Here is a 12,790-nt window from a genome sequence, read left to right on the forward strand (position 1 = left end):
ACCACATTTTTTTTATAAAAAATTAATGGATGAGACGGATCATGACGTCAAAGGCATGCCAGAATTTTCAAGTAGGATCAGCAGCTGGGTTTTTCTTGAAAATCCATCTTATCAGGAAAAGCTGGCCTACTGTACCGCCCGTGGGGTCATTAATAAGGATACTTTAAAATATATTTGCCGCCACAAAATCTACAAAAATTTCAGGAGCCTTTCTTCACTGATGCAGCACATCGGTCTGCTTGCAATCAGAGAAACTGAAGGCATTGATTAGGACGGCAAGATATATCACTTAGCAATGCTACACCTTCTAAAAAATTACATGTTTTCAGACGCAGCCGGATTCATAAAAGAAATGTGGGAGGAAGAAGGATTATGATTCAACCCGATTCCGTCAATATTTAGCAGTTAAAACAAAAAAAAATTTTATTAATGGCTTAATCCATGCTAATACTGGCACTAAATACTATCTTTATTTATGAATATAGTATTTTTTAATCATAAGGGTGGTGTTAGTAAAACCACTACAACATTTCATTTGGGATGGATGCTTGCGGAACGGGGAAGCAGGGTATTAGTAGTCGATGCGGATCCACAATGCAATCTAACTAGCTTAATCATGCAAGACGGTTTTGATGAATATTATACAGAAGACGCAACAAAACATTTAAATATCAAAGATGGTGTAAGTTCGGCTTTTGATGGTAAGCCAACGCCTATTGAGCAAATTGACTGTTATAATGTTCCTAGGAACCCAAATCTTTTTTTATTGCCTGGACACCCAAACTTAACGGAGCTTGAACCAACTTTAAGCTTTGCACAATCTGCTCCTGGCGCATTTTCGACAATGCAAAATCTTCCTGGTGCTTTTTATGCCTTGATATCAAAAACTAAGGATTACTTAAATATAGACTATGTTTTGATCGATCTGAATCCCGGATTGAGTGCGATTAATCAAAATTTATTCAGTATTTCTGATATTTTTATAATACCAACTAATCCTGATCCTTTTTCTTTAATGGCAATTTCCACACTCTCCAAAGTTTTGCCCCGCTGGTTTAGAGCGGCAAATGAATGGAAGAATACATTTCAAAACTCCACTTATCCGTTTCCAGATAAGAATCCGAAACTGGGTGGCGTTATTATCCAACGCTACAATATAAGAAAAGGAAAGCCTGCAACCCCGTTTCGTAATACCATGAATGAAATCTTAAATGAAGTAAGAAATGGACTGGTACCAGCGCTTACCTCAGCAGGAATGACTTATCCTTTGGCAATTTATCAGCAGGCCGAGATGGGAGATAATTATAGTTTAGGAGAAATTCCGGATTTTCAAAGTTTACAGCAACAGTCGCAGCTACATGGTGTCCCCGTTTATGCTCTAGAGGAAAATGAAATGGGGTTTGGAGGGGTAGTGTTAGACCAAATGGTAGAAAAGAAGAACCAGTTTTTTGCAAGATTCACTGAGTTAGCTTTAAAAATTGAATATTTAAAATTAAATGGTTAGAGCTAAAAATCAGTTTGACCACAGTTTTATAAGAATATCTCGGATAGATGGTATCTACTTACATTCTGTCAATAATCTAGGCATTCCCCATGGAGATGTTGAAGATTTGCTTCGTAGTGAAATAGTTTATGCTGTGTCTGCGCTTGATAAAATGATCCATGAGCTTGTAAAGATTGGAATGGTTGAAATATTTTTAGGCACCAGACCTTATACCTCTGCATTTGGTAACTATCAGCTTTCATTATCCCAACAAGCTGAAATTGCAGCTGCCACCCATCCGATTCCACCGGCAGCAATATTTCAAGGAATAATCGAACGAAAACATAGCTTTTTATCTTTTCAAGATCCAGAGAAATTGAAAGATGCTTTAGGACTTGTATGGGATGAGCCTCATAAATGGCAAAAAATTGCTACAGCGTTAGGTTTGACGATGAATGCTGCTAAAGGGACACTTAACAATATTGTAATTCGGAGAAATCAAATTGCACATGAAATGGATTTAGATTTATCAAGTGGAATAACCCAAACACTTACTCACACCGATACTCAAGATATGGTTACTTACGTTAAAAATCTTGGTGATCAAATCTTCATTCTGGTTAGTACAGTTTAAATGTTTGAAATTTAATATCGCTCTTGTTTGGTGAGGGATTCTACATTCGGTCATGGCGAATTTTTAACAGAAAGTATCAATCCCTTTACCGCAAGGACTAAGAATAATGCATCAATAAATCAGACCTATGAAGACGCTGAATTTATTTTTTATAGAGGGTTGACAGAGAAATTTATTCTAACTTTAGGAGGAACAGATGATCTCGTTATCAAAGAGATGATTTAGGTCAGATTGAAGAGTTTTGGCTATGGGGAGATGGTACACATCCTATCAATTCTGAAAAACCTGATGCTTGGGAAAACTACATGAAGAAAATTTAAAAAATTAGCTAGTCTTCATTATGAGATAAGATAAAACGATTGATAATCTCACAAAAAAAAATCTTTTTGTCTACTTTTTCTTTATCTCTTCCAACATAGTCTTTTGTTTATGTGATTGTATAGTATTATGCCATATTGTGATGTAATTTTAATTTTACTCTACATAACAATTAATGCTTGTAAAAGAGAAGTTTTTTATTCGAAGATTGTAGCGTATTGGCCTAACTGATTTGAAAATATCATTAGTTTTTATCTAGCAGCATAATTTGTTCAGAACAGTAGGCATAAAATGAATTCAACAGATCAGTAAGATGTAGAATGATAAAATTTTTAAAAAAAAGTGTCGATTTGGACTTTAATATGAAAAGGCTATTTTAGTAAAAGTAATTAATTCTTCCGTTGTTAAATAATTAAACCAACTTTAATGGGTAATGAACGTTTCGAATGTGAAATTTTAAGAGCTAGCAGAACCAGGCTATTGCAATTGATGGAAACAATTGATTACGAGATATTATTTAAAATTCCGGAGGGTTTTAACAATAATATAATTTGGCAAATTGGTCATTGTATTACTTCTCAGCAGCGGCATATGTACATGCGTAGCGGATTACCAATGTATATACCCAATGAGTTTATGGAATCTTTCAAAATTGGATCATCTCCACGTTCATGGGAAATTACTCCGGATGTTAATGAGGTAAAACATTTACTGATTGATACGGTTAACCACCTGGAATCCGATCTGGAATCCAGGCTATTCGTCAACTATGAGCCTTTTGATTTGCCCATCGGATTTCAGGTAAAAAATCATGTTGAGGCACTACAAGCCGCTAACTACCACGAAGCTGAGCATAGTGGAAAGATTTTTACATATTTGAGGTTGTTGGGCAAGGAATAAAGTACATTATGTAGTTAACTCTTGATTTTCAATATCTTATTTGATATTATAATTTAATTGCGTAACTTAATATATCATTCACATAAAAATGGAGGTTCATTATGAATGTTATCCGTAAAATTGAACATTGGGGAGATGTTCATCATTCAAAATGGCTGGATTATCTGCGCATTGTCCTTGGCCTCATCATCTTTGGAAAAGGTGTTTCTTTTATCAGCGACACTTCGGTACTCCAGAACATGATCACACAGAATAACATATTCGGTTTTTCGGGTGTACTGATCAGCGTGGCCATTCATGTTGTGGCCTTTGCACATTTGGTTGGGGGCATCCTAATTACTTTAGGATTGGTTACCCGCTTCGCGGTTGTTATCCAGATCCCAATTTTATTATTTGCCGTATTTTTCATCAATCTTACTCCTGGTTTCTCTATGCCAAATTCGGAATTATGGCTTTCGGTACTTGTACTGTTTCTGCTTATTCTGTTCTGGGTGGTGGGTTCGGGTCCATTATCGGTTGATGAAGGATTAAAAAACAAAACCGGTAAGCGTTACGCTTAACCAAGCTTAAATATTCTTAGTATCTTTCGTTTTTATAGATGAATCATGAAAACGAAGATACTTTTTGCACTGCTTTTTGCGGGATTGTCGGGTTACGCCCAAAACGCTACAGACGATTATTTTAAACTAACACGGGCCGGGTTTAAAGAGAAAAATGCTTACGAAACCACAGCCTTTGTAGAGAAATATTTTCGTGTGCCTGGTAATACCGGTTTTAATGCAAGTATCCATTACGTAGAAAACATCTTAAAAAAAGCCGGTTTTGTTGAACAGAAACAAGACGAATCTGAAGCACCTTTAACTTATCGCATCGAAAAAAGGGCGATGAAAAACAATACCTGGGAACCTGTTGATGCTAATATCGATATTATAGGAGAAAGCCAACCACTTATTTCTTTTAAAACCAACCGCAACATGATTCCAATCAACTGCGTTTCAACCTCTGTTAGTGGGGTTACAGCTAATGTGGTTTACATTGAAAAAGTGGTTCAGACAGAAATAGAAAAAATGGATTTGAAAGGAAAAATCCTGTTTTCGGAGAATAATCCATCGCGTTTACTCCAAATTGCTACCAAAGCAGGAGCAATAGGTGTTTTAGGTTATTCGATGCCTAAATATACCCAGCCGGAAATCCATCAAACTTCCATCCAGTTTGGCAGCATGAAAGCCAACAGTGAAGTATGGACATTGCTCCTATCTTACGCGGCCAAAGAAAAATTAAAGGTAAGTTGTTTAAAAGGCGAAACGAAATTAAAGGTAAATATCCAGACTAAAATCTACCCATCGGAAGAATTAACCATTGTGGCTAATGTTAGGGGAAGTGTAAACCCTAAAGAACGTTTTGTATTTAGTGCACACGTGCAGGAACCGGGAGCAAACGATAATGCAAGCGGTGTGGGTACGTTGGCAGAAATGGCCAGACTAACAGCAGAATTGTATCAGGCGAAAAAAATCAGTCCGAAGCGTACCCTAACCTTTTTATGGGGGGATGAGATCGTATCAACCAGACGTTATATTACCGAAGATACCACCCGTGCCAAAGGCATTATGTGGGGCATGAGTTTGGATATGGTTGGCGAAAACACCCAAAAAACAGGTGGCTCTTTCCTGATCGAAAAGATGCCCGATCCATCTGCCATCTGGACGAGGGGAACAGATAAACATACCGAATGGGGCGCTGGTGATGTAGGCGAAAAAGACCTCTTTCCGCATTATTTTAACGATTTTATTTTCGACATCTGCAAAGCGCAAGGAAAATTTGCCAACTGGATCGTTAATTATAATCCTTTTGAAGGTGGCAGCGACCATACACCATTTTTACAGAATAAGATTCCCGGATTATTGATGTGGCATTTTACTGATGTATTTTACCATACGGATAACGACAGGATTGATAAAGTTTCGCCAACCGAAATGAAAAATGTTGGGATAAGTGGTTTAACTGCCGCTTACACTTTAATTTCGGCAGATGAAAATACAGCAACAGCTACCGTTTCGCAGGTTAAAACCGATGCCCTGATACGTTTAAAAACTGAATTTGAACTAAGCAAAAAAGCCATTGCCGAAGGAAAAGCAGCGGCCGATGAAAAACATATTATCGAAGTTTGGTGCAAATGGTATGTAGATGCTTTGGCAACCATTAATAAAATGCCGGTAAAAGCAGAAACCACAAGAGTTGGCTCGGCCATTAAATTTGCCACAAACGAGATCGAAAAGCAAACTAAAGTATATTTGGAGGAGTTGAAGTAGTAATAATATCCTTAAAAGATTTCTAGCATATAGTCAAATCACCGTTGTCACCCTGAATTTATTTCAGGGTCTATCTAACAGGAGAGATGCTGACCATGTAGTAGCTATTAGACCTTTAAAAATATAAAAGCAGCTAATAAAACAAGTTCAGCATGACGGCAGCTTCAGGAAAAAGTGGCCAAAAAGTACTAACCAGTCATAGTATTCTCATCAAGCAAATGATTGTTTTGAACAGCACTTACCAATTTAATTGCCTGTTTTAATTCTATAAGTTGCTGGTTTTGTTCCTGTAATCTTTTATGATTTAGGGCATAACCTTTTAATAAATAATCCTTTAAAATCTGATTGGCCCATATCCTAAATTTTGTTCCTTCTTTTGATTTTACCCGATAACCCACCGATATAACCACATCAAGTGAATAATAGAATGTTTTATAACTTTTTCCATCCTTGGCAGTTGTCAAGGATTCCTTGACAACTGCCTTTTGTATAAGTTCGTTTTCTTTAAATATATTCTTAATGTGAAGACTTATATTTTGCTTCGTTTTGTTAAAAAGATGCTGCATCTGCTGTTGGGTAAGCCAAACAGTATCGTTACTAAAAGCCACTTCAATAATAGGTAATCCTTCTTCAGTTTTATAAATTATAATTTCATCTTTAACCATCGCTTTAAGTTAGTAAAATATTTACCCTATTTTCGCAATATGCCTAAATCAAAAGCCATAGTTATCGGTGCCGGAATTGCCGGGATTGCATCTGCGATCCGCTGTGCGGTTAAAGGTTATGAAGTAGATGTTTTCGAAGCTCACTCAAAACCCGGTGGCAAGTTAGGTGAGATAAAAGTGAATGGTTTCAGGTTTGATGCTGGCCCAAGTCTTTTTACCATGCCGCAATATGTAGATGAATTGTTCAAAATAGCAGGAAAAAACCCAGAAGATTATTTTAGCTATACTAAACTGAATGAAATTTGCCGCTATTTTTATGAAGATGGATTAAAATTAAAGGCCACTGCAGATCTTAACAATTTTGCAAAGGAAATAGAAGAAAAAACCAACTCAACCGCCGCAGAAGTTCAGAAATATTTTAAAAAAAGCGAAACGATTTATCAAGTTACCCATCGGGTATTTTTAGAACGGAGTTTGCATAAGCTTAAAAGCTATCTGCATTGGGATACTTTGAAATCGATTTTCCGCTTCGGCCAGATTGATGCTTTTAGAACCCAGGCCAAGGCAAATCACGCTTTCTTTAAAGATGAAAGGATAAGCCAACTGTTTAACCGCTATGCAACTTACAATGGATCCGATCCCTATCAGGCACCGGCCACACTGAATGTAATTCCGCATTTTGAGTATCATTTTGGCGCTTTTCTACCTAAAAACGGAATGTACAGTATTATTATAGCTTTGGTGAAATTAGCAGAAGAATTAGGTGTCAGATTCCATTACAGTCAAAAAGTTGAAGAAATTTTATATTCCAATAATGGCAAACCTGAAGTACAGGGGGTAAAAGTTAACGACAAAGTCTACAAAGCAGATACAGTAATTTCTAATCTGGATATCTGGTTTACCTATAAAAATCTGCTTAAAAACATTCCTGAACCTAAAAAATTATTAAGTCAGGAACGCAGCAGTTCGGCTTTGATTTTTTACTGGGGTATGGATGGCAATTACAGCGATCTCGGCCTGCATAACATCTTTTTCAGTAAAGATTACCAAGGCGAATTTAATGCAATCTGGAAGGATAAGACCATCAGCAACGACCCAACCATTTACATCAACATTACTTCCAAGCACATTAGAAATGATGCACCTGCAAATGGCGAAAATTGGTTTGTGATGATTAATGTACCGGCCAACAACGGACAAAACTGGGAGCAATTGATTAGTGAAGCAAGAGCAAATATTATTAAAAAGTTAGGCCGCGTTTTAAACCGGAACATTGAAAAAGATATTATCTGCGAACAGATCCTTGATCCCCGAAGTATTGAAAGCAAAACAGGTTCTTATCAGGGCTCTTTATACGGAAACAGCTCGAACAATCAGTTTTCTGCTTTTTTGAGACATTCTAATTTCAGCTCTCAAGTTAAAAATCTATACTTCTGCGGAGGTAGCGTACATCCTGGTGGAGGGATTCCACTGGCGTTACTGTCTGCGAAGATTATTGATGACGGGATTGGCTCAATAGTTCATTAGTCATTTGTTAATTGGTAAGGCAAATTGCTTATTGGGTTAATTGTTTAATTGGTTAACTGACTCCAAACCCAAAACTCCAAATTCACTCTGTAACCCGACTAAGGACTCATGACTGAAGACTCCTGACTAAACATTCCCCTTAATCGCTTCCTCAAGCTTTTCTCCATCCAGATCAAATGCATCTACAATCAGTTTTGCCTGGGTATAAAAAGGATCGCGTTCCTGAAGTTTCTCTTTGATAAATTCAAGCAACTGCTCATCATCCAGATCTTTAATTAATGGACGTTTTTGGCGGTTATGCAGACGCGATACCAATGCAGCAGGCTCCATTTGTAGGTATACGGTTTCGCCATGTGCATTCATCCATTCCATATTGTCAAAAAAACAAGGCAACCCACCACCGGTAGCCACCACACAGGTTTCGGGATAATCGAATGTTTTAAGTATTTCGCTTTCGTAATCGCGGAAACCGCTTTCTCCGAATTCGGCAAAATACTCGGCAATGGTTTTACCCGTTTTAGAAACAATTTCGGCATCCAGATCAATCACCGGGCATTCTAAACGGTGTGCCAATTGTTTTGCTTTGGTGCTTTTTCCGCAGCCCATATATCCGATAAGGAAAATTTTCATCTGTATTTCTTAGAGCCGACCTACAATAAATGGTCGCGTTTTAACATAATATAATCGGTTACAGGTGGTGTAAAACCTTCCTTTTTTAACAAAGTTACCACCTGTCCGCGATGATAAGTAGAATGATTAAATAAATGAAATAAAATCTCATCTATTCTGTTTTCGTATTGATCTCCCCTCGAGTTGCTATACGAAATTATTTTATCCAGCGCACTTTCTTTCAGTACTGCCCTGATCAGTTTAAAATTATCAGCTGAAAGACTTTCAAAATGTTCTTTTGGATGGACATCCCAAACGCCGTAAAGTGGTTTCATGCCTGAAATACGCTGTGCCCAAATATGTTGCGCATTGAGCACATGGCTAAATAACCGTTCGGCATCAGGCAGTTCAATCGTTGCTTGTTTAAATATTTCGATAATCCGGCCATCTGCCAGCTCGGTATAGTTGATTATTTCTTCTTCCTGCATAAACCTAACTTAATTTAATCCTTGGATCGACATAAGCGTATAAAATATCAACCAGGATATTGATTACCACAAATACGAAAGCGATAAAAAGAATAGATCCCATTACCACCGGAAAATCGGACATTTCTAAAGCAGTTACCGTTGTTCTGCCCAATCCGTTATAACCGAAAATGTATTCCACAAAAAAAGAACCAGCCAATAAAGAAGCAAACCATCCAGAAATCGCCGTAATTACCGGATTCATGGCATTTTTTAAGGCATGTTTATAAATAATCGCATTCCGGCTTAATCCTTTTGCACGAGCTGTTCTGATGTAATCCTGTGCCAGCACATCCAACATGGCACTCCGTGTAAGCTGTACAATAATGGCCAGCGGTCTTAAACCCAGCGTAATCATGGGTAACCATAAATTCCTTAAAGTTAATACTTCGCCATTAAAGGGGTCGTAAGAATACAAGCTACCGCTCATTTTTAAACCAGTATAACTGCTCAGTACAAAACCAAACAGCCAGGCAATAATAATCCCTGCAAAAAAAGAAGGCGCAGATATACCCAAAATCGCAAAAGCATTGGCCGATTTATCAATCCACGAATCTTTATAAACGGCTGATAAAACGCCTAAAAACACACCGATTAGGGTGGCAAAAATCATTGCTGTTAGGGCAAGGATAAAAGTATTCGGCACCGTTTCGGAAAGGATGGCGGTTACATCGCGTTTGGTTTGATACGAACTGCGCAGGTAAGGCCATTTTAAGGCTAATACTTTTTTATCAAATGCAACGAGCTTTGCATAATGGTACTTCTGTCGACTGGTACTATCGTTATCCAATACGCTAATGGGAGATAAATCGTTGAGGTATAAAATAAACTGAACGGGTTTGGAACGGTCTAAACCGAATTCTTTACGAACAGCCTCAAGCGACTGTACATCTGCACGTTGCCCCATCGTCATCCGTGCCGGATCACCCGGTAAAATATTAAACAGCACAAAAACAACCAATACTATACCACCCATTACCAGCAGTCCGTACATCAGTTTTTTTAGTGCGTATCCGATCATGTTATTTATCGAAATATTTCCTGCTCAACTGATCAAAAGTAGGAACGTTATGGAAATGCCATTTATTGATCACTACACCGTTTTTCATTAATAAAACGCCAGGATTAGCCCTTACCATGCTTTTTAGAGGTACAGCATCAGCATAAAAAACTTCAGAAAACAAGTTGTTCTTTTTAATAAAGGCCTGGGCATCCTGTGCCGAATTGGAAGTAAGCAATACGGTACGGATATTAAATTGCTGTGTAGCGTTTATAGCCAGTGCATTTAATTTACCGATAGCGGCCTCGTTTGTGGCATGAAGATCGTAAGCCACAAAAATTAAATTGTAGTATGGGTTTTCGATCAGTTCTTTTGTATAATCGGTACCAGAAGCATCGGTAATATTTAAATCTTTTATTTTAGGCTCAAATCCTTTTTTAACCAGTTTTTTAGTCGGTTCGCCAATAATTTCCCAATTACTGTCTTTCCAGATTTCGGTTTTAAGATAATCCTTATCGCTCATATCCTTCTCCTCTTTGGTTTTCTTGTTTTTGAGGTGGTACATGATCTCAAATTCATCAGGTTTTTCTCCCGGAGGGATCACCATTAACGAAGGGATATGTGCACCAACTTTATAAGGCAGAAAATCCAGGATCGGTAGTACGTTGTAGGTGTACAATCCAAATCCTAACGAAACAACAGTTACCGCAATGGCAATATTTCTTTGTGTGGCTTCTTTTTTAAATAAGGGCTGTATCAGATCTTTCTTTAGAAAGATTACAATAATCAGTACCAAAAGGATCAGGTCTTTACTGAACGATTGCCAAGGCGTAAGCGGAATGGCATCGCCAAAACAACCGCAACTGGTAACCACTTTAAATGCAGCTGAGATAAAAGTTAACAGGGTAAAAAAGATAATCAACAGCAGCAAACCCCAGGCAACTTTTTTGCTCCAGAAACCCAATAGCAATAATGCGCCCAGCACAATTTCTAAAGTACAGAGTAAAATGGCAATGCCCGTGGCCATTCCACTAAGGAAATTCATGTGGAAAACCTCAAAATACTCCTGCAGTTTATAACCAAAGCCAAGTGGATCATTCGCTTTGATCAATCCTGAAAATATGAATAGTGCACCAACAAAAAATCGGGAGAATCTTAAAAGTACATTTTGCATCGGTATATATTTTTCTGTGGTTTACAATATTTAAATGGCCTGTGGTTTAATCTGGAATAATTTATTTCACTCCTAATTTAATCAACGCGAAAACCGAATAATTTAGCATGTCCTGATAGTTCGCTTTCACACCTTCCGACGCGAGGGTCTGCCCTTCGTTATCTTCAATCTGTTTAACCCTAAAAATCTTCATCAAAATCAGATCGGTTAAAGAGCTGATGCGCATATCGCGCCAGGCTTCTCCGTAATCGTGATTTTTGGCGAACATCAGATCTTTGGTTTCGGTTACCTTTTCTTCAAACAGTTTTTCTACCTCTTCATAAGGCATTTCGTTCGGATCGTTTTCGGTAAGCTCGAGCTGCATCATTGCTATGGCACAATAATTTACAATACCAATGTATTCGGATACCACACCCTCTCCTACTTTGCTCACCTTTTTCTCTTCGAGGGTACGGATGCGCTGTGCTTTGATAAAGATCTGATCAGTGATCGAACTTGGTCTTAAAATGCGCCATGCGGTGCCATAATCTTTAGTCTTTTTTAAAAATAATGATCTGCAAACCGCAATCACTTCATCAAATTCTGTAGAGGTATTTGTTTGTGCCAAAGCCAATAATTATTTAGTTTTTAGTGTATTTTTGTCGTGAAAAAACAAAAGCTAAAGATACATTTTTAAAGCGGAAACCAAATCCCGAAAGGGTTTATTATGGCAGAAAAAAACTTTTTTGAGCCCAAACAAAGCTTAAACATCAAAGGAAAACTTATCGATTTAAGTACGCCAAAAGTAATGGGGATTTTAAACATCACCCCCGATTCTTTTTATAGCAATAGCCGCACAAAAACAATAGATGAAGCTTTAAGCAAAGCCGAACAGTTTTTAAATGAGGGTGCTACTTTTATCGATATCGGCGGGTACTCTTCCCGGCCGGGTGCTAAAGATATTTCGGAAGCTGAAGAAACAGACCGTTTGGTCCCGGTGGTAGAAAGTTTGACGGCAGCATTTCCTGAAGCAGTTATTTCTATCGATACCTTTAGGGCAAAAGTAGCCGAGGAAACCATTTTGGCCGGGGCACATATCATTAATGATATTGCCAGTGGCGACATGGACGATAAAATGTTCGAAACCGTGGCCAGATTGCAGGTTCCCTACATGATGATGCACATGCAGGGTACACCACAAAATATGCAGCAAAATCCGGTTTATAACAATGTACTGCTTGAAGTGATTGATTACCTGGCCGAAAAAGTTGCAGCACTTAGGGCATTGCACGTTCATGATGTAATTATCGACCCTGGTTTTGGCTTTGGAAAAACGATAGCACACAATTATGAATTGCTGAACCAGATGGAAGCTTTTAAAATTTTCAAACTCCCGATTCTGGTCGGTTTCTCCCGCAAGGGCATGATTTATAAAACACTGGGCAATACTGCAGCAGATGCACTAAATGGTACCACAGTATTAAATACAATAGCACTGCAAAAAGGTGCAGGCATTTTAAGGGTACATGATGTGAAGGAAGCGGTGGAATGTGTGAGGTTGGTGGGGATGTTAAATGGTTAATCGGTTAACTGTTTAAATCGGTTAACTGACATGCAATACGCCTATTGAAATGGTTAATTGGTTAAATTGGTTAACTGATATGC

Annotated in this window: 14 protein-coding genes; 8 read left to right on the top strand and 6 right to left on the bottom strand. The window is 38.0% G+C overall.

Features of this window, described 5'->3' with window-relative positions:
- From B2V92_RS23115 to B2V92_RS23140, 6 genes are all read left to right on the top strand, one after another.
- On the top strand, window positions 1–271 hold a 271-nt coding region (locus B2V92_RS23115; protein WP_293312560.1), incomplete at its 5' end, for a hypothetical protein.
- 204 nt (window positions 272–475) lie between these two features.
- Window positions 476–1,504 (top strand): ParA family protein, encoded by a 1,029-nt coding sequence (locus B2V92_RS23120; RefSeq protein ID WP_293312562.1) that lies wholly within the window; start codon window positions 476–478, stop codon window positions 1,502–1,504.
- Complete coding sequence (locus B2V92_RS23125) at window positions 1,497–2,117, top strand: HEPN domain-containing protein (RefSeq protein WP_293312563.1); 621 nt, start codon at window positions 1,497–1,499, stop codon at window positions 2,115–2,117. The genes B2V92_RS23120 and B2V92_RS23125 overlap by 8 nt, the downstream gene beginning before the upstream one ends.
- 744 nt (window positions 2,118–2,861) lie before the next feature.
- Window positions 2,862–3,335, top strand: a complete 474-nt coding sequence (locus B2V92_RS23130; protein ID WP_293312565.1) for a DinB family protein — start codon at window positions 2,862–2,864, stop codon at window positions 3,333–3,335.
- Between the two features lie 101 nt (window positions 3,336–3,436).
- Window positions 3,437–3,895, top strand: coding sequence for a DoxX family protein (locus tag B2V92_RS23135; RefSeq protein WP_293312567.1), 459 nt, complete (start codon window positions 3,437–3,439; stop codon window positions 3,893–3,895).
- 45 nt (window positions 3,896–3,940) lie between these two features.
- Window positions 3,941–5,644, top strand: coding sequence for a M28 family peptidase (locus B2V92_RS23140; RefSeq protein WP_293312569.1), 1,704 nt, complete (start codon window positions 3,941–3,943; stop codon window positions 5,642–5,644).
- A gap of 188 nt (window positions 5,645–5,832) precedes the next feature.
- Here the strand turns inward: B2V92_RS23140 and B2V92_RS23145 are convergent, their stop codons facing one another.
- Window positions 5,833–6,309 carry a virulence RhuM family protein gene (locus B2V92_RS23145; protein WP_293312570.1) on the bottom strand — a complete coding sequence of 159 codons (477 nt, stop codon included), beginning with the start codon at window positions 6,307–6,309 and terminating at the stop codon, window positions 5,833–5,835.
- Between the two features lie 39 nt (window positions 6,310–6,348).
- Here B2V92_RS23145 and crtD point away from each other — a divergent pair, with 39 nt between their 5' ends.
- A complete protein-coding gene (gene crtD, locus B2V92_RS23150; RefSeq protein WP_293312572.1) occupies window positions 6,349–7,836 on the top strand; it encodes a 1-hydroxycarotenoid 3,4-desaturase CrtD in 1,488 nt (495 codons plus the stop codon).
- Window positions 7,837–7,962: 126 nt separating this feature from the next.
- Here crtD and B2V92_RS23155 read toward each other — a convergent pair whose 3' ends face one another.
- From B2V92_RS23155 to B2V92_RS23175, 5 genes are all read right to left on the bottom strand, one after another.
- A complete protein-coding gene (locus B2V92_RS23155) occupies window positions 7,963–8,466 on the bottom strand; it encodes a shikimate kinase (protein ID WP_293312574.1) in 504 nt (167 codons plus the stop codon).
- 20 nt (window positions 8,467–8,486) lie between these two features.
- Window positions 8,487–8,933 (bottom strand): DinB family protein, encoded by a 447-nt coding sequence (locus tag B2V92_RS23160; protein WP_293312576.1) that lies wholly within the window; start codon window positions 8,931–8,933, stop codon window positions 8,487–8,489.
- Window positions 8,934–8,937: 4 nt separating this feature from the next.
- Window positions 8,938–9,993, bottom strand: coding sequence for an ABC transporter permease (locus B2V92_RS23165; protein ID WP_293312578.1), 1,056 nt, complete (start codon window positions 9,991–9,993; stop codon window positions 8,938–8,940).
- 1 nt (window position 9,994) lies between these two features.
- A complete protein-coding gene (locus B2V92_RS23170) occupies window positions 9,995–11,146 on the bottom strand; it encodes a BT_3928 family protein (protein ID WP_293312580.1) in 1,152 nt (383 codons plus the stop codon).
- 61 nt (window positions 11,147–11,207) lie between these two features.
- Window positions 11,208–11,753 carry a DUF1599 domain-containing protein gene (locus B2V92_RS23175; protein WP_293312581.1) on the bottom strand — a complete coding sequence of 182 codons (546 nt, stop codon included), beginning with the start codon at window positions 11,751–11,753 and terminating at the stop codon, window positions 11,208–11,210.
- Window positions 11,754–11,852: 99 nt separating this feature from the next.
- Between B2V92_RS23175 and folP the strand changes: the two genes are divergently transcribed.
- Window positions 11,853–12,707 (top strand): dihydropteroate synthase, encoded by an 855-nt coding sequence (gene folP / locus B2V92_RS23180; RefSeq protein WP_293312583.1) that lies wholly within the window; start codon window positions 11,853–11,855, stop codon window positions 12,705–12,707.
- Window positions 12,708–12,790: the final 83 nt, after the last annotated feature.

It is taken from the genome of Pedobacter sp. UBA5917, from assembly GCF_002432345.1.
GTDB lineage: Bacteria > Bacteroidota > Bacteroidia > Sphingobacteriales > Sphingobacteriaceae > Pedobacter.